The following is a 23,100-nucleotide window of genomic DNA, read 5'->3' on the forward strand; positions in this document are numbered from 1 at the left end:
GTTGTCCGCAACCGCGCGGGCTGGCAAGAGACGCGGATGAAGCCTGCCCTTTTACCTTACCCGCCCAATGTCCGGCGCGCCGCCCTCGTCATCGCCCTGCTGATTGCCCTCGGCATCGGCTACCTGTCGATGATGTCAGGCGCCGCGGTTCCGGCACCGGACGTCTCCGACAAGATCCGTCACTTCGGCGCCTATGCCATGCTGGCCATTCCCGCCGCGATGTGGTTTGGCCCCGGGCGCATTGCGACGGTGCTTGTGCTCTCAGCTTACGGCGCCGGGCTGGAGTTCGCGCAGGCGGTGTTTACGCAGACGCGGGAAGCGTCCGTCCTCGACGGCGCCGCCAACGCGCTGGGCGCGGCGGCGGGCTACCTTCTGGTCTGGTTCATTGCGCGCACTCGGGCGCAGTGATCACTCGGCCGCGACGGTGATTTCCTCGTCGAGCCGGTACACATTGCGCAAGATCAGCGCGCAGTGCTGGGCGACGGGTTTGAGGTCGGCCGGGAACTCGCCCGGATTGTCCGAGGCAAACTCCGCGACGCGGCGTGCGATGCGCATCAGGTCTGGCGTGTGCACGATCATGCGGGCCTGGTGTTCGATACGCTGCGGATCACGGTCATATTCCGTGCCGCCGACGCGCCATCCGCCTGCGCTGCCTTCGTCCGTTGTGACCACAGGGTAGGTTCCCGGATTTGCCAGCGTGACGCCGAACTCGCTGGGGCGCCACTTGATGCTGCGCCGCTCAACAGTCCAATGTTCCAGCATCATGTCGTCATCTTCGTCGCTGACGCGGTTCTGGTTGTGTACGGCCTGCTCCGACACAAGCTCGTGGGCATGGAACGGCCGCCCGAGACCGCAATCATAGGTGATGCGCAGCGGCTCGTTAACGTCCTTCACCCAGTGTGGAACGACGTGTTCGACCACAGCCCATGTTCCGACGGGCTTTACGAACACGCGCTGCGATTTGTGGAACAGGGCCTTGGCCATCTGTGCGTCTCCTCATCCAGCCGCCAAGCTGCCACAGGAGCGTGCTCTTCCGGTGAACGGAACCTTTAAAATTCGATCGAATGTCGCAGTGCCATTGCCGCTGGGTCACACCTTTCCGCGCGCGTAAAGTGGGCTATTCTCTGTCCATCCGAGATAACAAGTAACGCCCCGAGGGCGATGGGAGCCAATGCGCCATGAATTTTGATTTCTCCGAAGACCAGAAATACCTTGCCGGTGAAGCCCGGAAGTTCCTGTCGGCACAGTGTCCGACCTCGGAAGTCCGCAAGGTGCTCAACGACGACAAGACCCTTTTCCACAAGGACCTCTGGAAGAAGGTTGCCGAGATGGGCTGGCTGGGCGCCGCCATTCCGGAAGAGCATGGCGGCCTTGGTCTCGGCATGCTCGAAATGTGCGTCCTCGCCGAGGAAATGGGCCGCGCCATTGCGCCGGTGCCCTTCGCCTCCACCGCCTACTTCCTGACCGAAGCCGTCAAGCTGGCCGGCAGCGACAAGCAGAAAGCCGCCATCCTGCCGCTGATCGCCGCTGGCGACGTGATCGGCGCCTATGCCGCCTCTGAAGGCCCAGGCAACGCGGACGCCTCCAACATGCGCACCACGTTTGATGGCAAGACGCTGAGCGGCACCAAGATCCCGGTCACGGACGGTGACATCGCGACCCATGCGGTCGTGCTGGCCAAGGAAGGCAAGGGCCTCTCCCTGGTTCTCGTCGACCTGTCCGCCAAGGGCATCACCCGCAAGACGCTGCAGACCATCGACCCGACCCGCAGCCACGCAGAAATCGTGTTCGACGGCACGCCTGCCGAACGCCTTGGCGGCAAGGGCGAGGGCGAAGCCCTGAACGCGCAGCTGATGGACCGCGTGGCCGTGCTGCTCGCCTTCGAACAGCTGGGCGGCGCTTCGGTCTGCCTCGATATGGCCAACGAGTATGCCAAGAACCGCTATGCTTTCGGCCGCCCGATCGGCGGCAACCAGGCGATCAAGCACAAGCTGGCGGACATGTACGTGAAGAACGAGATTGCGCGTTCGAACAGCTTCTATGGCGCATGGGCCCTGTCAACCGATGCCGCCGAACTGCCGGAGGCCGCTGCCGCCGCCCGCGTGGCCGCGTCAGAAGCTTACTGGTTCGCGTCGAAGGAAAACATCCAGACGCATGGCGGCATGGGCTTCACCTGGGAAGTCGATTGCCACCTCTACTATCGCCGGGCGAAACTGCTGGCCGTTCAGGCCGGTTCTCCCAAGGTCTGGAAAGAGAAGCTGGTACGCGCGCTCGAGGCGAAGAATGCGGCCTGAGGCACCCGCCCCGGCAGGCAACGGACGGCGGGATCTCTCCCGCCGCCCGTCTGATGCTGGATCAGTGGCCGCCTTCTTCAACGGCGACCGCAGCGGCCGGCTCAGGAGCCGTCCAGGTGACCGAGTCGGTCGGCGTGGCCGAACCGCCGGTGTACACGTTCAGGGTCGCAGTCTTGTAGGTGATGTCGAAGTTCTCGATGACCTGGGAAGCTTCGCCCGTATAGGTCGAGTAGTTGTTCAGCACGGCGTCAGTCAGCTTCCAGACCTGCTTGTCGGCGGAGCCGTCCGTGGTGATCGTGATCTCCACGACAGGAACGGCCGTGGCGTTGACGATGTGCTTGATGACCTTGGCGGAGCCGGAGTCGAAATTGCGCGTCACGTAGATGCCACCTGTGTAGAGCTGCGTCTTGGCAGGCTCGACCGGCATGTAGGTGATCGGATCATAGACCGGCTGTTGCGACACGCTGATCGTGGCGGCCGTGGCGGCAAGCTTGTCGTTGCCGACTTTCACTTCGACGCCGGCATGCGCGAGCCCGGCAATGAGCATGGAGGCGGCAGAAGCCGCAGCGATGCGGCGGGTATGCGCAAAGATATTCGACATAAGACGTTGTCCCTTCGTACTGCGCCGCTGGCGGAAGCCCATCGCTCGTCACCCCGGCGTCTGAATGCCATACGACGCCCCAATTTGGGATGGAATATGGCAACGCCTTGTCAGCAAGCGTTCACACAAAAATATTTTTACCAAACTGCAAGCCGGGCAACGCGCCCGGTTTCAACCTCAAGCCACTGAAAGCAACGGAGACCGACATGGACTTCAACGATACCCCCGCCGAAGCCGCCTTCCGCAAGGAGGCGCATGACTTCCTTTCGAAACACCTCGAGCCGAAATCCGGCGCCCGCCCGCGGGGGGCCAACGAGTCAGCGCTCGCCCGCGCCAAGGCCTGGCAGAAGACCAAGGCCGAGAACAAATTCGCCCAGATCACCTGGCCGAAGGAATGGGGCGGCCGCGGCGGCAGCTCGATGGAGGCCGTCATCTGGGGCCAAGAAGAATCGAAGTTCGACGCGCCCACCGGCCCGTTCGCCATCGGCCTCGGCATGTGCGTGCCGACCGTCATCGCCTTTGGCTCCGACGCGCACAAGGACCGCTATGTCCAGAAAGCCCTGATGGGCGAGGAAATCTGGTGCCAGCTCTTCTCCGAGCCCTCGGCCGGTTCAGACGTGGCAGGTCTGAAGACCAAAGCGGTCAAGGACGGTGATACGTGGGTGATCAATGGCCAGAAGGTGTGGACCTCCGGCGCCCACTATTCCGATTTCGGCATCCTCCTCGTGCGGACGAACCCCAAGGTTCCGAAACACAAGGGCCTCACCATGTTCATCGTCAACATGAAGCAGCCCGGCGTTGAAGTCCGCCCGATCCACCAGGCCTCCGGCGGCCGCGAATTCAACGAAGTCTACTTCACCGACGTGCGCATCCCGGATACCGACCGTCTCGGGGCCGTGGGCGATGGCTGGAAAGTGGCTCTCGTTACGCTGATGAACGAGCGCCTCGCCGTGGGCGGATCGCCCGGTCCGGACTGGGGCGAGATCATGGCTTATGCCCAGCAGTCGGGCGCCATGTCAGACCAGGCCTTCCGCGAGAAGCTCGCTGACTGGTATGTTGCCGCCCAGGGCTACAAGCTGACCAAGTTCCGTACCCAGACGGCCCTCTCGCGCGGCCAGACGCCTGGACCGGAGAACTCGATCGGCAAGATCATCACCGCCAACCACCTGCAGGACATCTGCAACTCGGCCATCGAGATGCAGGACCATTACGGTATCATCACCGAGACCGACCGGATGCCAGGCGATGCGATCTTCCAGCAGAGCTTCATGTGGGCGCCTGGCCTGCGCATCGCGGGCGGCACCGACGAGATCCTGAAGAACATCATCGCCGAGCGCGTGCTTGGCCTGCCGCAGGACGTTCGCGTCGACAAGGACCTCGCTTTCGACGAGATGAAGGTCGGCTGAGGCGGAGCGCTAGGTAGGTTTCCGGATAACGCCGGAGACCGGATGGAATGAGGATGATGCCGGGCTCGCCATGCGGGCCCGGCATTTTTCTTGGAGAGCGCCATGTTCAAGACCAACGAAGGTACCATCGACCGCGCATTGCGCGTGATTGCCGGTATCGTACTGATCAGCCTCGTGTTTGTCGGCCCGCAGACGCCTTGGGGCTGGCTCGGCATCGTGCCGCTCGTCACCGGCGTTATCGGCTCCTGCCCGCTCTACAGCCTGCTGGGCCTCAACACCTGCCCGCTGAAAAAGGGCTAGGGCTGAGGCGTTTCTTCTGCCGTCTCATCGGCAACGAACGAAGCCAGTTCGCTGATGCAGGCGCGTCCGGCATCGGTCAGCGCCTTGGCCCGGGCGGCATTCGAACTGTCGAGGGCCACCGCTGTCGTCGAGACCGTCGTCTGCGAAATGACCGCGCGCGAGCGCCCTTTCAGCAGCGCGGCATCCAGCCGGCAGCGGGCCGTCTCGCCGTAGAGTGTAAACTCGCTCATCCGCCACGTGACTTCATACTCCGTCGGTCCGGAGGCCCCGGTGGGCAGCGCGGCGTGCTCGCCCTCGCCGTTCAGCGCGTCCAGCAGGCCGCCCAGCATCATCTCGGTCGCATTGTCCGTCCACTGAACGCCGCGCACGACGCGCAGCGCGCCGGTCTCGTCCTCAGCGGCGATCGTGCGGCCGGAGAAGAGGCGCGAGGCTTCCGGCTCACGGATACGCACCGTCGCTTTCAGCTCGTGCAGCGGCTGGATCGGACCAATCCGGTAATATGCCTCTGGGGCTTCCGGCGTCGGCAGGACACTCACGCAGCCGGCCAGACCGGCAAGACCGGCCGAGACAATCAGGAACCGGATCATCGCCGTTTCTCCTCATAAGGCAGGGGTTCGCCGACGACGAAGCCCTGCGGGTTGCGTTCAATTTCCCGCACCGTCCGGTCAAGCCGGTTGATCAGGACACGCAGGTCCTGGCTGGCTGCGGCGGTATTCTCGAATGTCTCAGTCGCGGGCCCCTGCATCACGGCAGTCGCTGCCGCTACGGCGCGTTGGCTTTCAGCCAGCGTCCCCGTTGCGGCAGTTGCCACCTTGCGGAAATCGCCTACGAGCGTCTTCAGGTCGCCGCTCACTTCCGTCAGGCTCGCATCGGCGTTGACGCCGACCGTTTGCAGTTCGCGCGAGGCATCCTCAAAAGCCTGCGAGGCGGCCGACACGTTCTTCAGCGTGACCGAGGCTTCGCTTATCAGTCCATCATCAGCGGCCAGCTTGGCGGTGATGGTTTCAATGTTGCGGATCGAGTTGCCCATCGAGGCAATATTCTCGTCTGTCAGTACGCGGTTGATACCGTCAAAGGTGAGGTTCGCACGGCCGAGGGCCTGCGCGCCGCCAGCCACGATCTGATCGACCAGTGTGCGTTCGGACTTGATCACCGGCACCGGCTGGCCGGGCTTGCCCTCCAGCGGCGCGCCCGTGCCCGCTGTCAGCTGCACGAAGGTTATACCCGTGATGCCAGCCAACTGGATCGAGGCCGTCGAGTCCACCCGGATCGGCGTCTCGCGCGACACGCGGATATGCGCGCGCACCTTTGATGGGTCTGCCTTGTCGATCCGCACGGTCGCTACTTCGCCGACCTTGACGCCGATATAGCGCACCGCCGCACCGCTCTCGAGCGAGACCGGGCCTTCGAACACGATGTCATAGGCTTTGTAGTCGCGCTGGAACTCGGACTGTCCGAGCCAGAGCACAAAGCCGGCGACGAGCGCGGTGGCAACAATCACCAGTACGCCGATCAATGCATAGTTTGCCCGGGTTTCCATGCTTCTTCTAAGCCTCTTTCTGTTCCATCGGGGCAGCCGCGCGACCGCGCGGCCCGCTGAAATACTCCTGAATCCACGGATGATCGACCTGTCTTAGTTCCGGGATCGTTCCGACCGCGAGCACCTTCTTCTCGCCCAGCACAACGATGCGGTCGCACGTCGCGTGCAGCGTATCGACATCATGCGTCACCAGAAAGACCGTGAGCCCGAGGGCGCGCTGCAGCGAGCGCACCAGCGTATCGAAACCCGCCGCGGTGATCGGATCAAGCCCCGCCGTAGGCTCGTCGAGGAACAGGAGTTCCGGATCGAGCGACAGCGCACGAGCCAGCGCGGCACGCTTGCGCATACCGCCGGACAGGTCGGAGGGATACTTGTCGCCTGCACTCGCGGCGAGGCCAGACAGGCGGATCTTCATGTCCGCGAGTTCACTCATCAGGCCGCGGCTGAGCTGCGTATGCTCCTTCATCGGCACCATGACATTCTCGCGAACGGTGAGGTTCGAGAACAGTGCACCATCCTGGAACATTATGCCCCAGCGCCGCTCGATCGCCGTGCGCTCATCGCGCGACAGGGTTTCCAGCCGCTCGCCGAACACTTCCACACTGCCGCTCTCTGGCGGTTTAAGGCCCGTGATCGCACGCAGCAGAACGGATTTTCCGCATCCGGACGGTCCGATAATGCCGACGATCTCCCCCTGCGGGATATCGAGGTTCAGGTGTTCCAGCACGATATTAGGCCCATAGGCCACCTTGAGGTCGCGGATACGGATCATGGGCGTGGCGCTCATATGCCAAGCTCCATGTAGAAAATGGCGAACAATGCATCGAGTACGATGACAGCAAAGATCGCCTGCACGACCGAGGTCGTGGTGCGGTGGCCGAGCGACTGCACGCTGCCGCCGGTCAGCAGGCCCTGACGGCAAGCAATCATCGCGACTACCATGCCGAAGAACGGCGCCTTCGACATGCCGACCCAGAACTGGTCAAGCGGCACCGACGCACGCAGACGCTCCACGAACAGGCTCGGGTTGATGTCCAGCGAGGTCCACCCGACAAGGATGCCCCCCGCGATGCCGGCAAGCGTCGCAACAAAGGTCAGGATCGGCGTCATCACAAGCATCGCCAGAACGCGCGGCGCCACCAGGACATCCATCGGCTTCAGGCCGAGCGTCTGCATCGCGTCGATTTCCTGGCGCATCTTCATCGTGCCGATCTGCGCAGTGAAGGACGAGTTCGTCCGCCCTGCCAGCACGATGCCAGTCAGCACCACGCCGAACTCGCGAAGCATCGAATAGCCGATGAGTTCGATTGTGTAGATCTCTAGGTCGAAGTCGCGAAGCGTCGTCGCGCCGATGAAGGCCACGACCATACCGACGAAGAAAGAGAGAAACGCGATGATCGGCATGGCATTGAGGCCCGCCTCCTCCATCACCGAGACAATCGACGTCCAGCGCAGCTTCCAGGGCTGGGCCAGCAGGCGGATGATCGTGAACATCGTCTCGCCGAGGAAGGCGAGCGTCGCCGTCACTTCGCGGAAGAAGGCTACCGTGCCCCGGCCAAGGCGCTCGAGCAGGTCGACCAGCCCGTAGGTACGACGGGGACGGGGCTTGGCGGGATCGGACACCGCGTGCACCTGCGCGATCAGGCTCGCGGCGGCGGCCGGGGTGCCGGTTACGCGCGCATCGCGCGCCGAGCGCACGATGCGGTCGATGACATAGGCGCCCGCCGTGTCGATGCGCCCCAGGCCGGCAAGGTCGATGGCTGCGCCCGAGGGCAGGCTCACCTCCCCAAATGACGCCTCGACGATGTGCAACGTCGCCACCGTCCAGTCCCCCGACAGGCGGAGAACGGTCTCTTCGCCGCTCTTGTCGAGCGCGAAACCGGGGGCGACAGGCGATGTCATGTTGCGTACTGGCCTGACCTTTCTAGCAAAACATGCTTAAGCACAGGACTGGCCAGTCCAACACATTTCACCCGGCAGGATTAACCCATGCGAAATCTGCGGTTCGAAATTGCCCGTGTTTCCACGCCTCTGCGAGCGGCGTTCGCGATTTCGCGGGGCGCTAAGACACATGCGGAGACGGTGCGGGTACGCCTCTCTGACGGGACCAACGCGGGGCGGGGCGAATGCGTTCCCTATGCGCGGTATGGCGAAACCGTCGACAGCGTCGTTGCTGCGCTAGAAAACCTGCGCGGCGCAGTGGAGGCAGGCCTCGGCCGCGACGCGCTGCAATCGGCCCTGCCGGCCGGCGCCGCCCGGTGCGCGCTCGACTGCGCGATGTGGGATCTTGAAGCCAAGCGCGCCGGCCGCCCCGTCTGGCAGCTCGCGGGCCTGCCCGAACCCAAACCCTTCGAAACTGCCGTTACGATCAGCTTCGCCGAACCGGAGGGTATGGCCGAAGCGGCAAAAGCCGCGCCCGGCACCCTCCTGAAACTGAAACTCGGCGGCGAGGGCGACCTTGACCGACTGCGCGCCGTTCACGCCGCCCGCCCCGGTGCGCGCCTCATTCTCGACGGCAATGAAGGTCTCGCCGCGGACGCCTACCCCGCCCTCGTCGCCGCTGCGGCGCGACTCGGCGCTGTGCTCATCGAGCAACCCTTTCCGGCTGGCAAGGACGAGCAACTCCTGAACCGCCCCGGTCCGGTTGCAGTGTGCGCGGACGAAAGCGCCCATACCAGCGCCGACATTCAGACGCTCGCGCGCAGCTATGACGCCGTGAACGTGAAGCTCGACAAGGCCGGCGGGTTTACAGAGGCCCTCGCCATGGTGCACGCCGCGCGCCGGTCCGGCATGGGCGTGATGATCGGCTGCATGGTCGCCAGTTCCCTGTCGATGGCGCCGGCCGCCCTGCTCGCCAGCCTCGCTGACGCCGCCGATCTCGACGGCCCGCTCTGGCTGGCGGAAGACATCGGGGATGGCCTGATCATCCGTGAAGGGATCATCTCACCGCCAACCGCCGCGCTCTGGGGCTAGTCAGCGCACCGCGGCTTCATAAGCTTCACTTGCCTCGAGCCACACGGCTTCCGCCGCTTCCTTCTCGGCGACGAACTTCGCTCGTTCCTTCAGACGTTGGCGCACCTCGTGCGGCGGGATGTCGGGGCGGGCGACTTCTACGTCCAGGGACGCGATCTTCGCGGCGAGACGCTCCATCACCTTCTCCGCATCCTGCGCCTTCTTCTTCAGCGGCGCAGCAGCTTCGCGCGCGGCCGACGCCTTGCGACGTGCCTCGGCCTTGTCGGCCGGCTCATCATCGGGCGCAGCCGCTGCCTTTGCCGGCCCCGCCTTCTCACGGTCCGTGCTGAGCACCAGCGTGCGGTAATCGTTCAGGTCGCCGTCATAGCGCGAGACCTTCCCGTCCTTCACCAGCCACAGTTCGTCCGCCGTCGCTTCGGCGAGGTAGACATCGTGCGTGATCAGCAGCACAGCGCCCGGGAAGTCATTGATGGCATAGATCAGCGCCTCGCGGCTGTCGATATCAAGGTGCGAGGTCGGCTCGTCGAGGATAAGGATATGTGGCCGTTCCAGCGCGATCAGCCCGAGGATCAGGCGCACCTTCTCGCCGCCCGAAAGTGCCTCAACCTTGGTCTCGACCTTCTCGTGACTGAACCCCATCTGCGCCGCAACCGACCGCTGCTTCGCCGGCGGCGTGCCCTGCGGCAGCGCGCGCATCACGTGCTCAAGCAGCGTGTCGCCGGCGGTCAGCTCGTCCAGCTGGTCCTGTGAGAAATACCCTATACGGACGGCTTTCGGCGCAAGACGCTTGCCGCCCATCAATGGCAGGCGCTCGGCTATGGACTTCACCAGCGTCGTCTTGCCCTGTCCGTTAGTGCCGACAATCGCGATCCGGTCATCCGGGTCAAGACGAATGTCCACACCGCTGAGGATGCGTGCGCCCGGCCCGTAGCCGAGCTCTGCGCCCTTGATCTCCAGAAGCGGCGGCGACAGCTTCGATTCCGGCGCCGGGAACACGAAGGGCGTCGTGCGCTCCGCGATCGGGATCGACACGTCCTGCATCTTCTCCAGCATCTTTACGCGGCTCTGCGCCTGTCTCGCCTTCGAGGCCTTGGCGCGGAACCGGTCGACGAAGGCCTGCAGGTGCGCACGCTCGGCGGCCTGCTTGGTACGCTGGCTTTCCAGCTGCGCCAGTTTCGCCGCGCGCAGGCGCAGCCAGTCATCATATCCGCCCGGCGTGATCGACAGCTTGCGGTGTTCCAGTGCCAGTGTGTGCGTCACGCTTCGATTGAGCAACTCGCGGTCGTGGCTGACAATCAGTACCGTATTCGGATACTTGCGCAGATAGCCTTCCAGCCAGGCTGCGCCTTCAAGGTCGAGATAGTTGGACGGCTCGTCGAGCAGCAGCAGGTCCGGCTGCGCGAACAGGGCGCCAGCAATCGCCGCGCGCATCCGCCAGCCGCCGGAAAACTCGCGCGTCGCGCGCGAGAGGTCCGCATGCTTGAAGCCAAGCCCCATCAGCACTTCTGCCGCCCGCGCCTCGGCCGACCAGGCATCAATGTCAAGGAGGCGCGCGTGGATCTCGCCGATCCGGTCGGGGTCGGTGGCCGTCTCTGACTCGGTCATCAGCGCGTGGCGTTCAGCGTCGGCCTGCAGCACCACGTCCATGATCGTCTCATCCGACGGCGCCACTTCCTGCGCCACCCAGCCAAGCCGTGCCCCGTTTTGCAATCGGATCGGGCTGTCCTTGCCAGGCGCAGCGATCTCCTCCCGGATCAGCCGCAGCAGCGTGGATTTCCCGGTCCCGTTGCGCCCGACGAGGCCCACCTTCCAGCCAGCCGAAATCCGCGCCGACGCAGCTTCAAACAGCGGGCGCGCTTCAACGCGGTAGTCAAGGTTACGGATTTCCAGCATGGCCGTCCCATACCCGCTCAAAGTCAAAAAGACACGCTAAAAGCACTGCAAAATGACATCGCATCCATGCTGGAGCCATGCCCCATTGCCGCCATGTTGCAGTGCAACATTGCGCGTATGGAATATCCCAGTTTCCCCGTCCAGCTGGACAGCGGCGAGTCTGTCCAGCTGCGGCCCATCGGCCCGCGCGATACTGGCCGCATGAAGGCCGGAATCGCGGCCCTGTCGGACCATTCACGCTACCTGCGCTTCTTCAACGGCTCGCAGACCCTGCCCGACCACGTAATCGAGCGGCTCTGCGATGCTGACGGCTGGAAGCACATCGCCTGGGGCGCCATCGACCATGCCGCGCCCGGCCAGCCGGCGATCGGCGCAGTGCACGCGATCCGCCGCGGCGCCAGCAACGAGGCCGAACTCGCCCTCGCCGTGCTCGATGCCTGGCATGGCAAGGGCCTCGCGCGCCTTCTGCTCACCGCCGTGCTGACCGATGCCCGCGCGGCCGGCATCACGCGGCTCACAGCCGAGACGATGGCGGAAAACCGCGCCTCCCGGCAGCTCTTCCGCAGCCTCAGCGGCCTCTCGGCCCACCGTGAAGGCCCGGTCGTCAGCTACCGCTTCGACACCGACACCGCGCTGAAGAATCTCGAACCGCTGACGCAGGGGCCCGCCGGGACCGCGCTGCGCGCCGGCCTCAAGGAAGCCGCCGCCCGGCGGGCGCGCCTGCTGGCGGCTGCCGCCCGACGCGCCGTCTGATCAGGCCGCGCCGTCGAGAATTTCCTTGAAGCCCGAGGGCGCATGCGGACCGAGGAACAGCTGCTCGAACGTGCCAATGCCTTCCGAGCCTGCGCCGTCCGGGCCCTTGTGCACGGCCTTTACGATTTCCTGGATGTGCAGGTTCTCCAGCGCCGCCCAGGGCGTCTTGCCGGGCGCAAAGTCCTCGCGCATCACTTTCACCTGATCGCCCTGGAACGCCCCGTGGCGCCAGACCGGGTGGTTATAGCCGATGCCCTTCATCAGGAAGGTGCCGAGCGGCGTGAAATCAACCGTATGCGGACGGCCAGACGGATCGGTGACCGACAAGGTCGCCGTCTCCATTCGGCGCGTGCCCTTGGCATAGCGCACTTCCATCTTCGGATTTCCGAGGTGAATGCCGCCGCCATGTTCCGAGCCGTCCATCACCAGCGAGGCGCGCTCGTTCCACGCCTCGCCCGCGCCATCCTCGTTGACGTGGAAGAACAAGGAGAGGTTCGGGAAGTTTGTCGGCGTCCATATCCAGTAGAACTGCGGCGGCATCGCCGGGTGCATCGGCTGCGGATCGGGTGTCCCGATCGGGCGCACGCCCCAGCTGCGGTCACGCGTTCCGGTCCAGCTCTTCGGGTCCACCTTGATCGTCTCGCCGTCCATCTTCAGCGTCCCGGCCCACCGGCCGTTCTGCGTCATCCGGGTGAGGTCCATCATCATGCGCGGCCCGATGCGGCGGGTGAACCGCGGCTCCTCGATCGGAAACGCGCGGCCGGTAAACTCGACGTCCAGCGCGAGGCCTTCAGTCTCTTTCAGCGTCAGGCGAACTCTGCTGAGCGGCTCCACAATGCTGACCGAGATCGGCCCGACGAAGGTATCCATGCGCTGCATGTTCAGCGGGCGCGAGGCGAAGATCGTCGACTGCTTGCCATCCTTCAGGATCGACACCGACGCGTCGATCACGTTCAGATGCGGATAGACGCCCATCGCGGCGGCGAAGAAGATTTTTCCATCCGCGCTGTAGCCGTTGAAGAAGAAACGGTCATAGAAATTGCGGTCCGAGCCTGCAAAGGCAACCGGTTCCGGTGTCTGGTGGATCGGGTATTCGTCTCCGGCGGTGAGCATGGCGCAGGCTTCCTTCCTTTGGGTGACCTCTTGGCGGACGGGTCGTACAGGGTAGGTTGACGCCGGGCACCGGCACAATCAAGCCTGCCGCCGGGAGAGGGAGCGATGACGAAGTTCACAGCTGAAGAGGCCAACACCTTTCTCGAAGCCGCCTTCAAAGGACGCGGCCGCCAGAATCAGGTAATCCTGATGGAGCCCGGGCGCGCGATCATGCGCCTCGAGGCCGACGAGACCCACCTTCGCCCTGGCGGCTACATCTCCGGCCCGACGCAGATGAGCCTTGCCGATAGCGTCGCCTACATGGTGATCATGACGCAGACGGGGCTCGAGCCGATGACGGTGACCAGCAATCTCAACATCAATTTCCTGCGCCCCTGCATCGGCGCCGTTGTTGTGGCAGAAGGCCGGATGATGAAGATGGGCCAGGCCCTTGCCGTCATCGATGTGGACATCCGTATCGAGGGGGCGGAAAAACCTTCAAGCCACGCCATCGTCACCTACGCGCTGCCCCGGAAGGCCTGACACCCGTATGCTCGCCCGCCTCGCCGCCCTGTTTGGATTCGCCTCGGTCGCCCTAGGCGCCTTCGGCGCGCACGCGCTTGAAGGCCGCCTTACGGCAGAGGGTGCAGCGTGGTGGCACACCGCCACGCTTTACGCCCTGCCGCATGCCGCAGCCGCGCTCGCCGCCGGTCTCTCGGAACGCGGCGGCCACATCGCACGCGGCGGCGCCCTGTTGCTCATCGGCGGCGTCATCTTCTCAGCGACGCTCTACGCCATGGCGCTCGGCGCGCCGCGCTGGCTGGGCGCGGTCACCCCGCTCGGCGGTGTAGGTATGCTCGCAGGCTGGGCACTGCTCGCCCTCGGCGCCGGCCGGCGGACTTAGGAGCCGGCAGCGCCTTCAGCAACATAGCGGTCGGCCAGACCGTCCGCGATCGTGCGGGCACTGTCGATCTCGCGCGCGAAGGCTTCGATTTCGGCGGCGATCGGCTTCACGTCCATGTCGGCGCGCACCGACACGAGGTCCAGCGCTTCCTGGAAACCGCGATGCGCCATCTGTGCGCGCACCAGCGCCCGCTCGAAGCTCATCACGTCTCCGCGGTTGGACGCCTTGGCATTTGCGCTGCGCAGAACCGATTCGGCTTCGGCCGTCACGCCGGCAAGACCGACCCGGGCCGACTGGCTGTCCGTAATGATCCGGGCAAGGATCAGCGCCGGAGCCTTGGAGTCCGCCCCGATCCGCGCGGCATAGAAACCTGGCGCGCCAGCGACTTCCGTGCGGCCATGCATAAGGGTGTCGGCAAGCGAAGCAAAACCGCCCGTTTCCTCGGCCCAGCCGGCCTTCACAACTTCGTCGCAATAGGCATTGGACGCCTGACGCAACTCAGATTGGCTCTTGGTTAATGAGGTCTCAACCGTTGCCTCTCCGGGCACAACCGAAACGGTTGCGCATCCCGCAAGAACGCCTAGGGATAGACACACAAGAACGCTACGCATCAATTTGCCACCCGCCAGCAGCTATTACCCCAACCCATAAAAACAGTATGGGTGGGGTGGCCATTAGTCCAGTCATTGGCCAAAAGCTAGCCGATTATAAGTGAAGAGCGCATGAACAGACGCCAGAGCCGCCGCATTCTCTACCACCGGCACGAACCGTATGCCTCCGGACGCCTTCGGGTCTCGCCTTTACACGAGATTTACTGGGAAGAATCGGGCAATCCGAAGGGAATTCCGGTCGTCGCCCTGCATGGCGGCCCCGGTGGCGGCTCCAGTCCAGAAATGAGGCGTTTCTTCGATCCCGAGCGTTACCGCATCTTCCTGTTCGACCAGCGCGGGTGTGGCCGCTCCACGCCCCATTCCGAACTCGAAGGCAACACGACCTGGGATTTGGTCGACGACATCGAAGCCCTGCGCAAGCATGCCGGTGTCTCCAGCTGGCTAGTCTTCGGCGGCTCCTGGGGCTCGACCCTCGCCCTTGCCTATGCCGTCACCCATCCAAGCCGCGTCCTCGGCCTCGTCCTGCGGGGCATATTCCTTGTCTCGAGATCCGAGATCCGCTGGTTCTATCAGGAAGGCGCCAGCCGCCTGTTCCCGGACGCCTTTGACCGCTACGTCGCCCCCATCCCGGAAGCCGAGCGCGGTGACCTTGTCACCGCCTTCTACCAGCGCCTCACCGGCACGGACGCTGCTGCCCGCATCGACGCGGCCCGGGCCTGGGCCCGATGGGAAGGGCAGACCCTTTCGATCAAAGGCCCGGTCACTACGCCTCCGCGCTTCAACGAGGACGACTTCGTCGACGCTTTCGCGCGCATCGAATGCCACTATTTCATCAACGATGGTTTCTTCGAGAGCGACAACTGGCTGCTTGAACAGACGAAGCTGAAACTGCAATCGACACCCGGTGTGATGGTCCACGGCCGCTACGACGTGGTCACGCCGCTGTCGACAGCGTGGGAGCTATCCAAAGCCTGGCCGAAAGCTGAGCTGCACATCGTACCGGATGCCGGGCACTCCTCGATGGAGCCGGGCATCATCGACCGGCTTATTCAGGCCACGGACGATTTTGCCGACCAGCTGGCGGTCAAGTCCCGCGCCTAGCTGACGAGATCCGCCAGCCACTCCGGCAACGGCAGCCAGCCATTGCCCGACGCAACGCTCAGCGAGCCGAACACGAGGATCACCGCAATCGCCGGCGGCGCGATCCAGCGTACCATGAACCGCCAGACGTTCATCACGCGTCCGTCGCCGAGTTCGCTGATCAGCATCTCGCGTGACAGCGCCCAGCCCGCGAACACGGCAATCAGCAATCCGCCGAGTGGCAGCATCAGCGAGCCGGTCACGAATTCCATGAAGGCAATGTATTCGGTCGAGAACACATAACCCGCACCGATCAGGAACACTGCAAAGCCGATGCCCACCGCAGCCCCAGCGCGCGTCACGCCCTGCTTTTCCTCCAACCAGGAGACGGCCACTTCCATCAGCGAGATAGACGAAGTGAAGGCCGCAAACAGCGCCAGCGTGAAGAAGAGGCCGCCGATGATCTCGCCGCCCGGCATCTGGCCGAAGGCGATGGGCAGGGTCACGAAGAACAGCTCCGGCCCCTGCGCGGGCGACAAGCCTGCCGCAAACACGATCGGGAACACGGCAAACGCCGCAACCAGGGCGACAAGCGTGTTGGACAGCGCAATCGTCACCGACACGTTCGGAATGTCGGTATCGCGCGGCAGGTAGGCGCCATAGGTCATCATCAGACCGAGGCCGACGCCTACCGAGAAGAAGGCCTGCCCCATCGCGGCCAGCACGGTCGGAAGTCCCGTCTGCGAGAAGTCCGGCTTCAGGATGAAGCTTGCGGCCGCTGCCGCATCGCCTTCGACCAGCGCAAAGCCGACCATGCCGAGCAGCATCACGAAGAACAGCGGCATCAGGATCAGGTTTACCCGCTCGAGGCCGCTCTTCACGCCGCGCGCCACCACCACGATGTGCGCGAGGATGAACAGCGCGAGCAGCACCAGCACCATCGGCCGGTTCTCGATGGTCGCCTCGAAATTTGCGCGCGAGCCCGCTGCGTCGATACCTTCAAACGCGCCGGACACTGCCTGCGGAATGTAGCTCAGAACCCAGCTCGAGATCACGGCGTAAAACGTCAGGATGAAAAATGAGGCGACGGTGCCGATCCAGGCGACCAGCCCCCAGTATTTCGACCGGCTCTCCGCCCGCGCCAGCGAGTGCGCGCCCTCGACCGCCGACATACCGGACTTCCGGCCCATCGCATACTCCGCCATCAGCAGTGGCAGGCAGAGGAAGACCACGCAGAGAATATAGATGATGATGAAGGCGCTGCCGCCATACTCACCGGCGAGATAGGGAAAGCGCCAGAAATTGCCGAGCCCGACAGTGGAGCCGACGGCGGCAAGAATGAACCCGATCCGGGAGCCCCATTCTTCGGTCTTGCGGCCAATCTCTGCCATGAATCATGCTCCCCAGGGCATTGTTTGGCGGGACACTAGTCATTCAAAGGCAGAAATCAACGCGAATTGAGGATTCCGGACTAAAACAATCCACGCGCAGACAGCTTCTCGTCCTGGTGCAGGTGCGCCGACAGGATCAGCCCGAAACAGGCCATCACGGTGATCAGCGCGGTGCCGCCATACGAGATCAGCGGCAGCGGCATGCCCAGCACCGGCAGGAGGCCCAGCACCATCCCGCTGTTGAAGATGGCAAAGAAGGCAATCGTTGAGGTCGCGCCGATCGTCGCGAGCCGGCCGAACCAGCTGCGGTTCTTCGCGGCCACCATGAACGACCAGGCAAACAGGAAGGCGAACACGGCGAGCAGGCCCACAGCGCCGAGGAAGCCGAACTCCTCGGCAATAATCGTCAGGATGAAGTCTGTATGCTGCTCCGGCACGTATTCCTGCTGCGACTGGATGCCCTGCAGATACCCGCGCCCGCTCAGCCCGCCCGCGCCGATAGCAATCTTGGCCTGTTCGATCTGGTAGCTCTCGCCGAGGCCATTGGTCGCTTCGCCGGTAATCCCGGCGATCAGCGTATCCACACGCTCGCGCTGATAAGGCTCCAACACGAACGTGTAGATGACCGGGATCATCGCCAGCCCGAGCACCATCGCGCCGGCGACGTAGCGCATCGCGATGCCGGCAAAGAAGATAATCATCGCGCCTGATGCAGCGAGCGCCAGCGCTGTCGACAGGTTCGGTTGCTTGAACACCAGCGCCGCCGGGATCAGCATGATGATCAGTGCGCCGCCGTGCACCCAGAGCGGCGGGCTCTGCCCGCCCGTCGGCATCGCGCGCTGATAGTAGCTCGCGAGCGCCATCGTCACGGCGAGCTTCGCCGGCTCGGACGGTTGCAGGATGATCGGGCCGATCTTCAGCCAGCGCGCCGCGCCGCCGCCCATCACCCCGAAGAAATCGACCAGCACCAGCAATACGATCACTGTCGCATAGGCCGGCCAGGCAAGGCGTGCCCAGATGCCGAGCGGCAATAGCGCCAGCGTGATCATCAGCACAAAGCCGACTGCCAGGCGCGACAGGTGATCACGCCACAGCCCCGCCTCTTCCGGCGACGGCGCCTGCGCCACCGGATCCCAGCCGACCGAGAACAGCATCGCTGCACCGGTGAGCCCGACGCCGACGATCAGCAGGATGATGCTCCAAGGCAGCCGCGCCACCTTGCCCAGCGGCCCGAAGTTTGCAAATTGCAGCGCGCGCGCGGTCGAGGTGCGGGCCTCGCCGCGGGTAAAACCGGTATAACCGTCGCGGCTCATGCCGGGTCTCCTTCCGGCGCACCGTCCGTATCCGGCGTTTTGACCGCTGCGCGCTTCGCATAGGCTGGCGTGCGGCCGCTGTTCATCTTGATCGCGGCAGCAAGGATGTCACGCCCCACCGGCGCCGCTGTGCGCGAGCCGCCCTCGCCGTGCTCGACGATGACCGACACCGCATATTTCGGATTGTCCGCCGGCGCATACGCCACGAACAGCGCGTGATCGCGCAGCTCCCGCGCAATGTCTTCGCCGCCACGAATGCCCTTGCGGCGTTCTTCCGCCGAAATGCGCCGCACCTGCGCCGTGCCCGTCTTGCCCGCAAGGCGCGGACCGCCGAGGCCAAGGTCACCCGAGCGATAGGCCGTACCGCCTGGCTCGGAGGTCACGCCGTACATGCCGGCCTTCTGGATTTCCATGATTGCCGGGTCGAGCGGCGCGTCCAGCGTCTTGTCTTCCGGCGAGGGCGGGCCAAGCCCGATCAGGTTCGGCTTCAGCGGCGCGCCGGTCGCGGCGATCCGCGCTGTCATCAGCGCCAGCTGCAGCGGCGTCGTGCCGAGCTGCCCCTGCCCGATGCCGAAGTTCAGCGTCTCGCCTTCAAACCAGGGCTCGCCGCGCGCGCGCTGCTTCCATTCCGGATCCGGCACCAGGCCGGAGCGGCCACCCGTCATGCCGAGCACGAAGGTCTCGCCGAAACCGAACTTATGCGAAACTTCTGCAATCTTGCGCACACCGGTGCGCCGCGCGATTTCGTAGAAATACACGTCGCACGAATGCTTGAGGGCATTGTGCATGTTCATCGTGCCGTGGCCGCCTTTTTTCCAGCAGTGCCAGGTTCGGTTGCCAAATCGGTAAGAGCCGCCGCAGCGTACGGTGTCGCTCGTCTTCACCACACCCGCTTCAAGCGCGGCGGTCGCCACCACCATCTTGAAGGTCGATCCGGGTGGATACACGCCGCCATGCGCGCGCGGATAGAGCGGCGCCATGGGATTGTCGCGCAGCTCGGCATAGTCCTTGCCGGATATTCCGTTCACGAATGAGTTGGGATCGAATGCCGGCGTTGACACCATCGCCAGCACGTCGCCGGTCGCAACATCCACAACGACTGCCGCGCCGCTCTCGCCCTCGAAGCGCTCGATGGCGATGCGCTGCAGTTCGGAGTCGATCGTGACGTAGAGGTCCTTGCCGGGCACCGCGGCGTTTGCAGGGTCCTGCTCCAGCTCCTGCATCGGACGGCCGTGCGCGTTGGTCACGACGCGGCGGCGCCCCGGGCGCCCGCGCAGCCAGTCCTCGGCAAACCGTTCCATGCCCTGGCGTCCGACCCGGATGTCCGGATGGCGCAGAAGGTCCTCGAAGGTCTTCAGTTCCGGGCCGGTGCGTCCCTCGGCCATGCGGGTGATGTCATCGGCGCTGGCGCGCGCGACATAACCGAGCACGTGCGCGAAATCGCGGCCGCGCGGATAGGACCGCGTTGACGCCATTTCGACATCCACGCCTTCCATTTCCACGGCGCGCACACGCAGGCGCGCGAACTCTTCATAGCTGAGCTCCTGAACCACGGTGACCGGAATAAAGCTCGCCCGGCGCAAACGGTTGTTCTGGATGTCCTGCAGAACGCGCTTCACGCGCGCTTCCGGCAGGTCGATGAACCGGCCGAGATTTTTCAGCGTCGCCTCGGCGTCCGTCAGGCGTTCCGGCACCACTGACACGCGGCCCGCCTGGCGCTGCGAGGCCAGCGGCCGGCCGAACCGATCGAGGATTTCCCCGCGCTCGGGCGGCGACAGCACGAGACGGATATGGTTTTCGGCGGCCAGCTTCTCGTAGTGATCGGCTTCGAGGAATTGCAACTGCGACAGGCGCGCGACCAGCGTAGCGAACACCGCGCCGCCCGCGCCCATCGCGAGCAGCAGGCGCCGGTCGAAATCCGCTTCAGGGCTCTGCCGGCGTGCCATCAGCTGCCTCCCGGGGATTCGCCCGGCCGGCGGCCGAGGTCAAACATCTGATTGCCGACCGCATAGACCGCGCCGGTTGCAATGAAGCTCGTCATCAGCGGCCAGGCCCGCACGAGATGGTCGCTCGTGATGCTGGCAAAGCCCCAGACCAACAGGAACGCCACGATCAGCATCACTACCGGGCCGACCACCGCAACCAGCGTATCGCGCATGCCGTCCGTTTGTTCCGCAATGCCGGCGCTGACGCCGTAGACGAGAAGGTTGATCATCGCGAAACAGCCAAGCGGCGCATTCGAGACAATATCCTGCATCAGGCCGAACAGGACCAGCAGCACCATCGGGCGCAAGGCAAGGCCAACCCGGCCCCAACCCATTGCCCCCCACAGCGCCGCAAACGGCCACGCCAGCGGAATCCCGAAGAAGGCTTTCGGCGTCATGCCGAGCACGCCGACGATGGCGATGATCGCGGCGCCGAATAGCAGCCGCGGGCTCGGGCCGGACTGGCTCCAGAGCGTGCGCTGCTTCCGGTTGTTCCGCGGGCCCGCCATCTCTTATTCGCCTCCGGGCGGCGGCGCGGCCGGAACGCCGACCGTGTTGGGATCCGCTTCAGACGTCTGGGATGTCGCCTGCGGCGCGGGCGGCTCGCTCGCCGCAGCCACGACCGGCGGCGGATCGGCGGCGACGGGACGCGCCGGCTGCGGCGCCGGGCGCGTCACGGCGGCCGGCGGGGTTTTCGTTTCCTCGGCCACCACTGGCTCTGGCGGCAATTCCGATTCCGGCACTGGCTCCACGATGTCCGGCGGCGCAATCATGCGCACATAGCCGCTCGAATGGTCGCGCATCGCGAGGCGCACAACCCAGTCGCCGCTCTGCTTGGTCGCCGTCCCGACCACCAGGCCGCGCGGATACGCGCCGCCTTCGCCGGAACTGAGCACGCGTTCGCCCTCGATGAAATCGGCGGCTTCCGGCAGATCCTTCAGCACGCCGCGGTCACGGTCCTTGCCCTGCAGGATCGCGCGCACGCCGCTGACCTCGCCGAGCACCGGCAACTGGCTCTGATAATTGCTGACCAGCAGGATGCGCGAGGAGCTTTCGCCCAGCTGGATGACACGGCCCACAAGCCCGCCTTCATTCAGCGCCACCGCGCCCGGCACAACGCCCTGCCGGCTGCCGGCATTGGCCAGAACGGTCTGCGCGAACGGGCCATCGATCACGGTCGTAATCCGCGCCGTCACGCCGCGCTCTGGCGGCTCGCCCATCAGGTTCAGGATGCGCTCATAGGCCTCCATCCGCTCGGCCATCGAGATGGCAGCTGCCTTGTAGCGCGCGAGATCGCGCACTTCGTTTTCGAGTTCCTTGATCCGGCGCTCACGGTCCGCCTGCCCGCTGACGCGGGCCCAGAGGCTTGTATCCGCCGGCGCGCCGATACGGTCGCTGATCGTGGTGCGCGTGGGGACAAAGAAGCTGGCAATCTGCGGCGCCGACTGCGCCACGATCAACGCCAGCGCGCCAAAAATCAGGATGCCCAGCGTGACCCGCCGCGCGCCTGATTTCTGACTGGAACGGCCGGAACGTGCCATGCCTCAGGCTCCCTGCAATGCCCGCAGCCTAGACTTCCGGGCAGAGAACACTCTTCATCTTGGAGTAATTCTCGAGGACCTGTCCACAGCCGTTGACCACACATTTCAGCGGATCATCAGCAATCATCACCGGCAGTTGCGCCTGGTTGCGGATCACGGTGTCAAGGTTGCGCAGCAGCGCGCCGCCGCCCGTCAGCACGATGCCGCGGTCAACGATGTCTGCAGCGAGTTCAGGCGGCATCGCTTCGAGGGCAATCTTCACGGCATCGATGATGTCGGTGACCGGCTCGCGCAGGGCTTCGGCGATCATCGCCTCGGTGATTTCGGTTTCCTTTGGCACACCGTCGAGAGTGCCACGGCCGCGCACGGTCAGTGCCATGCCCGTGCCGTTCTCCGGCGGCATGGCGGTGCCGATTTCCTTCTTGATCCGCTCGGCCGACATTTCACCAATCAGGATCTTCTGCTCGCGGCGCAGGTAGTTGACGATGGCTTGGTCCATCTTGTCACCGCCGACGCGCACCGAGCGCGAATAGACGATGCCGCCAAGGGACAGCACGGCCACTTCCGAAGTGCCACCGCCGATATCAACGACCATCGAGCCGGCCGGATCATCGATTGGCAGGCCGGCGCCGATTGCGGCGGCCATCGGCTCTTCAATCAGCTCGACATGGCGCGCGCCGGCCGCAAGGGCCGACTGGTGGATGGCGCGGCGCTCGACGCTGGTCGCGGAGCTGGGCACACAAATGATGATGAGGGGGGACACAAACGCCCGGCGGTTGTGAACCTTCCGGATGAAATGCTTGATCATTTCCTCGGCGACTTCGAAGTCGGCGATCACGCCATCGCGCATGGGGCGGATCGCCTCCATGTTGACCGGGGTCTTGCCGAGCATGTTCTTCGCCTGCTCACCGACCGCATAGACGATCTTGCGGCCGCCCTGCGTCATGTAGGCCACCACTGAGGGTTCATCGAGCTGGACGCCCTGGCCCTTCACGTACACCAGCGTGTTGGCTGTACCGAGGTCGATGGCCATGTCCGTGGAGAGCAGGCCGAGGAGGCTACCAATCATGTTCAATCGAGCTCTTTTCTATACGGTCCGAAACGTTCCGTTCGGCCACATGCACTTGTTTGATCTCAGCCCTATACATCATGTGCCGTTAACGCTCCTTTAAAGCAAGGCGCAGCTCGCAGTTAAATGGAACGCTCCGTTCAATAGGCCCAACTCCCCTGTAAAATCTAGGGTGGCCGCGGGAGCGCCCGATGTACCCGAACCGCAATCGGAACGGATCGTTCTGATTTAGTTAACAAACACCCGAGGCGCGTTAACGCTTTGGAACACTTCTGGCAAACGATCATGCGTCCCTGAGTCGGCCGATGAGCGGGAAATGAACGCATCGTTCGGATTTGGTTGATGCCGGCTCTG

General features: G+C 64.6%; 24 protein-coding genes. 9 read left to right on the plus strand and 15 right to left on the minus strand.

Annotation, left to right across the window (positions count from 1 at the left end; all coding sequences use genetic code 11):
* Positions 1-36: 36 nt before the first annotated feature.
* Complete coding sequence (locus tag Q0C17_RS09050) at positions 37-408, plus strand: VanZ family protein (RefSeq protein WP_291204714.1); 372 nt, start codon at positions 37-39, stop codon at positions 406-408.
* Here the strand turns inward: Q0C17_RS09050 and Q0C17_RS09055 are convergent, their stop codons facing one another.
* Complete coding sequence (locus tag Q0C17_RS09055; protein WP_291204717.1) at positions 409-984, minus strand: hypothetical protein; 576 nt, start codon at positions 982-984, stop codon at positions 409-411.
* Positions 985-1,178: 194 nt separating this feature from the next.
* Here Q0C17_RS09055 and Q0C17_RS09060 point away from each other — a divergent pair, with 194 nt between their 5' ends.
* Positions 1,179-2,294: an acyl-CoA dehydrogenase family protein gene (locus Q0C17_RS09060; RefSeq protein ID WP_291204720.1), complete on the plus strand. Its 1,116-nt coding sequence runs from the start codon at positions 1,179-1,181 to the stop codon at positions 2,292-2,294.
* A 61-nt stretch (positions 2,295-2,355) separates the two neighbouring features.
* Here Q0C17_RS09060 and Q0C17_RS09065 read toward each other — a convergent pair whose 3' ends face one another.
* Positions 2,356-2,895 (minus strand): type VI secretion system tube protein Hcp, encoded by a 540-nt coding sequence (locus tag Q0C17_RS09065; protein ID WP_291204723.1) that lies wholly within the window; start codon positions 2,893-2,895, stop codon positions 2,356-2,358.
* A 206-nt stretch (positions 2,896-3,101) separates the two neighbouring features.
* On the opposite strand from Q0C17_RS09065, the gene Q0C17_RS09070 reads away from it, so the two are divergent.
* Complete coding sequence (locus Q0C17_RS09070; protein ID WP_291204726.1) at positions 3,102-4,301, plus strand: acyl-CoA dehydrogenase family protein; 1,200 nt, start codon at positions 3,102-3,104, stop codon at positions 4,299-4,301.
* A 102-nt stretch (positions 4,302-4,403) separates the two neighbouring features.
* A complete protein-coding gene (locus Q0C17_RS09075; RefSeq protein WP_291204729.1) occupies positions 4,404-4,601 on the plus strand; it encodes a DUF2892 domain-containing protein in 198 nt (65 codons plus the stop codon).
* On the opposite strand, the gene Q0C17_RS09080 is transcribed toward Q0C17_RS09075, so the two are convergent.
* The 4 genes from Q0C17_RS09080 to Q0C17_RS09095 are packed head-to-tail and all read right to left on the minus strand — an operon-like array spanning position 4,598 to position 8,043.
* A complete protein-coding gene (locus tag Q0C17_RS09080) occupies positions 4,598-5,188 on the minus strand; it encodes an ABC-type transport auxiliary lipoprotein family protein (protein ID WP_291204733.1) in 591 nt (196 codons plus the stop codon). The genes Q0C17_RS09075 and Q0C17_RS09080 overlap by 4 nt on opposite strands.
* Positions 5,185-6,141 carry an MlaD family protein gene (locus Q0C17_RS09085; RefSeq protein WP_291204736.1) on the minus strand — a complete coding sequence of 319 codons (957 nt, stop codon included), beginning with the start codon at positions 6,139-6,141 and terminating at the stop codon, positions 5,185-5,187. Before Q0C17_RS09085 ends, Q0C17_RS09080 begins: the two co-directional genes overlap by 4 nt.
* A gap of 7 nt (positions 6,142-6,148) precedes the next feature.
* The gene (locus Q0C17_RS09090; protein ID WP_291204739.1) at positions 6,149-6,928 is read right to left on the minus strand and encodes an ABC transporter ATP-binding protein; all 780 of its coding nucleotides are present in this window, start codon (positions 6,926-6,928) and stop codon (positions 6,149-6,151) included.
* Entirely contained in the window at positions 6,925-8,043 is a 1,119-nt protein-coding gene (locus Q0C17_RS09095) for an MlaE family lipid ABC transporter permease subunit (RefSeq protein WP_291204742.1), read from the minus strand. The genes Q0C17_RS09090 and Q0C17_RS09095 overlap by 4 nt, the downstream gene beginning before the upstream one ends.
* 87 nt (positions 8,044-8,130) lie before the next feature.
* Here Q0C17_RS09095 and dgcA point away from each other — a divergent pair, with 87 nt between their 5' ends.
* Positions 8,131-9,114 carry an N-acetyl-D-Glu racemase DgcA gene (gene dgcA, locus Q0C17_RS09100; RefSeq protein WP_291204745.1) on the plus strand — a complete coding sequence of 328 codons (984 nt, stop codon included), beginning with the start codon at positions 8,131-8,133 and terminating at the stop codon, positions 9,112-9,114.
* On the opposite strand, the gene Q0C17_RS09105 is transcribed toward dgcA, so the two are convergent.
* Positions 9,115-11,007, minus strand: a complete 1,893-nt coding sequence (locus tag Q0C17_RS09105; protein WP_291204748.1) for an ABC-F family ATP-binding cassette domain-containing protein — start codon at positions 11,005-11,007, stop codon at positions 9,115-9,117.
* A gap of 66 nt (positions 11,008-11,073) precedes the next feature.
* Here Q0C17_RS09105 and Q0C17_RS09110 point away from each other — a divergent pair, with 66 nt between their 5' ends.
* A complete protein-coding gene (locus tag Q0C17_RS09110) occupies positions 11,074-11,760 on the plus strand; it encodes a GNAT family N-acetyltransferase (RefSeq protein WP_291204751.1) in 687 nt (228 codons plus the stop codon).
* Here the strand turns inward: Q0C17_RS09110 and Q0C17_RS09115 are convergent, their stop codons facing one another.
* Positions 11,761-12,873: a hypothetical protein gene (locus Q0C17_RS09115; RefSeq protein WP_291204754.1), complete on the minus strand. Its 1,113-nt coding sequence runs from the start codon at positions 12,871-12,873 to the stop codon at positions 11,761-11,763.
* Between the two features lie 105 nt (positions 12,874-12,978).
* Here Q0C17_RS09115 and Q0C17_RS09120 point away from each other — a divergent pair, with 105 nt between their 5' ends.
* Both Q0C17_RS09120 and Q0C17_RS09125 read left to right on the plus strand, forming a co-directional pair.
* Positions 12,979-13,395: a PaaI family thioesterase gene (locus Q0C17_RS09120; RefSeq protein WP_291204757.1), complete on the plus strand. Its 417-nt coding sequence runs from the start codon at positions 12,979-12,981 to the stop codon at positions 13,393-13,395.
* A gap of 7 nt (positions 13,396-13,402) precedes the next feature.
* Positions 13,403-13,756: a DUF423 domain-containing protein gene (locus Q0C17_RS09125; RefSeq protein WP_291204760.1), complete on the plus strand. Its 354-nt coding sequence runs from the start codon at positions 13,403-13,405 to the stop codon at positions 13,754-13,756.
* Here Q0C17_RS09125 and Q0C17_RS09130 read toward each other — a convergent pair.
* Positions 13,753-14,253 carry a hypothetical protein gene (locus tag Q0C17_RS09130; RefSeq protein ID WP_291204763.1) on the minus strand — a complete coding sequence of 167 codons (501 nt, stop codon included), beginning with the start codon at positions 14,251-14,253 and terminating at the stop codon, positions 13,753-13,755. The genes Q0C17_RS09125 and Q0C17_RS09130 overlap by 4 nt on opposite strands.
* A gap of 225 nt (positions 14,254-14,478) precedes the next feature.
* On the opposite strand from Q0C17_RS09130, the gene pip reads away from it, so the two are divergent.
* Positions 14,479-15,468: a prolyl aminopeptidase gene (pip, locus tag Q0C17_RS09135; protein ID WP_291204766.1), complete on the plus strand. Its 990-nt coding sequence runs from the start codon at positions 14,479-14,481 to the stop codon at positions 15,466-15,468.
* On the opposite strand, the gene Q0C17_RS09140 is transcribed toward pip, so the two are convergent.
* The 6 genes from Q0C17_RS09140 to Q0C17_RS09165 all read right to left on the minus strand — a co-directional run bounded on the left by Q0C17_RS09140 (position 15,465) and on the right by Q0C17_RS09165 (position 22,746).
* The gene (locus Q0C17_RS09140; protein WP_291204769.1) at positions 15,465-16,838 is read right to left on the minus strand and encodes a sodium-dependent transporter; all 1,374 of its coding nucleotides are present in this window, start codon (positions 16,836-16,838) and stop codon (positions 15,465-15,467) included. The two genes, pip and Q0C17_RS09140, sit on opposite strands and share 4 nt — an antisense overlap.
* Positions 16,839-16,918: 80 nt before the next feature.
* Positions 16,919-18,151 carry a rod shape-determining protein RodA gene (rodA, locus tag Q0C17_RS09145; RefSeq protein WP_291204772.1) on the minus strand — a complete coding sequence of 411 codons (1,233 nt, stop codon included), beginning with the start codon at positions 18,149-18,151 and terminating at the stop codon, positions 16,919-16,921.
* Positions 18,148-20,097 (minus strand): penicillin-binding protein 2, encoded by a 1,950-nt coding sequence (gene mrdA, locus Q0C17_RS09150; protein WP_291204774.1) that lies wholly within the window; start codon positions 20,095-20,097, stop codon positions 18,148-18,150. The genes rodA and mrdA overlap by 4 nt, the downstream gene beginning before the upstream one ends.
* A complete protein-coding gene (locus tag Q0C17_RS09155; RefSeq protein ID WP_291204777.1) occupies positions 20,097-20,645 on the minus strand; it encodes a hypothetical protein in 549 nt (182 codons plus the stop codon). Before Q0C17_RS09155 ends, mrdA begins: the two co-directional genes overlap by 1 nt.
* A 3-nt stretch (positions 20,646-20,648) precedes the next feature.
* Positions 20,649-21,677 carry a rod shape-determining protein MreC gene (locus Q0C17_RS09160; protein ID WP_291204780.1) on the minus strand — a complete coding sequence of 343 codons (1,029 nt, stop codon included), beginning with the start codon at positions 21,675-21,677 and terminating at the stop codon, positions 20,649-20,651.
* 28 nt (positions 21,678-21,705) lie between these two features.
* The gene (locus tag Q0C17_RS09165) at positions 21,706-22,746 is read right to left on the minus strand and encodes a rod shape-determining protein (protein WP_291204783.1); all 1,041 of its coding nucleotides are present in this window, start codon (positions 22,744-22,746) and stop codon (positions 21,706-21,708) included.
* Between the last annotated feature and the right edge of the window lie 354 nt (positions 22,747-23,100).

The sequence above is a fragment of the Hyphomonas sp. genome (assembly GCF_022844445.1).
Lineage (GTDB): Bacteria > Pseudomonadota > Alphaproteobacteria > Caulobacterales > Hyphomonadaceae > Hyphomonas.

Bases quoted from the DNA above. Each gene is read 5' to 3' on its own strand.
- Q0C17_RS09125 (WP_291204760.1), top strand. From the start codon at position 13,403: ATGCTCGCCCGCCTCGCCGCCCTGTTTGGATTCGCCTCGGTCGCCCTA.
- dgcA (WP_291204745.1), top strand. From the start codon at position 8,131: ATGCGAAATCTGCGGTTCGAAATTGCCCGTGTTTCCACGCCTCTGCGA.
- Q0C17_RS09095 (WP_291204742.1), bottom strand. From the start codon at position 8,043: ATGACATCGCCTGTCGCCCCCGGTTTCGCGCTCGACAAGAGCGGCGAA.
- Q0C17_RS09110 (WP_291204751.1), top strand. From the start codon at position 11,074: ATGCTGGAGCCATGCCCCATTGCCGCCATGTTGCAGTGCAACATTGCG.
- Q0C17_RS09140 (WP_291204769.1), bottom strand. From the start codon at position 16,838: ATGGCAGAGATTGGCCGCAAGACCGAAGAATGGGGCTCCCGGATCGGG.
- Q0C17_RS09155 (WP_291204777.1), bottom strand. From the start codon at position 20,645: ATGGCGGGCCCGCGGAACAACCGGAAGCAGCGCACGCTCTGGAGCCAG.
- Q0C17_RS09080 (WP_291204733.1), bottom strand. From the start codon at position 5,188: ATGATCCGGTTCCTGATTGTCTCGGCCGGTCTTGCCGGTCTGGCCGGC.
- Q0C17_RS09160 (WP_291204780.1), bottom strand. From the start codon at position 21,677: ATGGCACGTTCCGGCCGTTCCAGTCAGAAATCAGGCGCGCGGCGGGTC.
- Q0C17_RS09120 (WP_291204757.1), top strand. From the start codon at position 12,979: ATGACGAAGTTCACAGCTGAAGAGGCCAACACCTTTCTCGAAGCCGCC.
- Q0C17_RS09060 (WP_291204720.1), top strand. From the start codon at position 1,179: ATGAATTTTGATTTCTCCGAAGACCAGAAATACCTTGCCGGTGAAGCC.
- Q0C17_RS09085 (WP_291204736.1), bottom strand. From the start codon at position 6,141: ATGGAAACCCGGGCAAACTATGCATTGATCGGCGTACTGGTGATTGTT.
- Q0C17_RS09115 (WP_291204754.1), bottom strand. From the start codon at position 12,873: ATGCTCACCGCCGGAGACGAATACCCGATCCACCAGACACCGGAACCG.
- Q0C17_RS09055 (WP_291204717.1), bottom strand. From the start codon at position 984: ATGGCCAAGGCCCTGTTCCACAAATCGCAGCGCGTGTTCGTAAAGCCC.
- pip (WP_291204766.1), top strand. From the start codon at position 14,479: ATGAACAGACGCCAGAGCCGCCGCATTCTCTACCACCGGCACGAACCG.
- mrdA (WP_291204774.1), bottom strand. From the start codon at position 20,097: ATGGCACGCCGGCAGAGCCCTGAAGCGGATTTCGACCGGCGCCTGCTG.
- Q0C17_RS09165 (WP_291204783.1), bottom strand. From the start codon at position 22,746: ATGATTGGTAGCCTCCTCGGCCTGCTCTCCACGGACATGGCCATCGAC.
- Q0C17_RS09105 (WP_291204748.1), bottom strand. From the start codon at position 11,007: ATGCTGGAAATCCGTAACCTTGACTACCGCGTTGAAGCGCGCCCGCTG.
- Q0C17_RS09050 (WP_291204714.1), top strand. From the start codon at position 37: ATGAAGCCTGCCCTTTTACCTTACCCGCCCAATGTCCGGCGCGCCGCC.
- Q0C17_RS09070 (WP_291204726.1), top strand. From the start codon at position 3,102: ATGGACTTCAACGATACCCCCGCCGAAGCCGCCTTCCGCAAGGAGGCG.
- Q0C17_RS09075 (WP_291204729.1), top strand. From the start codon at position 4,404: ATGTTCAAGACCAACGAAGGTACCATCGACCGCGCATTGCGCGTGATT.
- Q0C17_RS09090 (WP_291204739.1), bottom strand. From the start codon at position 6,928: ATGAGCGCCACGCCCATGATCCGTATCCGCGACCTCAAGGTGGCCTAT.
- Q0C17_RS09065 (WP_291204723.1), bottom strand. From the start codon at position 2,895: ATGTCGAATATCTTTGCGCATACCCGCCGCATCGCTGCGGCTTCTGCC.
- rodA (WP_291204772.1), bottom strand. From the start codon at position 18,151: ATGAGCCGCGACGGTTATACCGGTTTTACCCGCGGCGAGGCCCGCACC.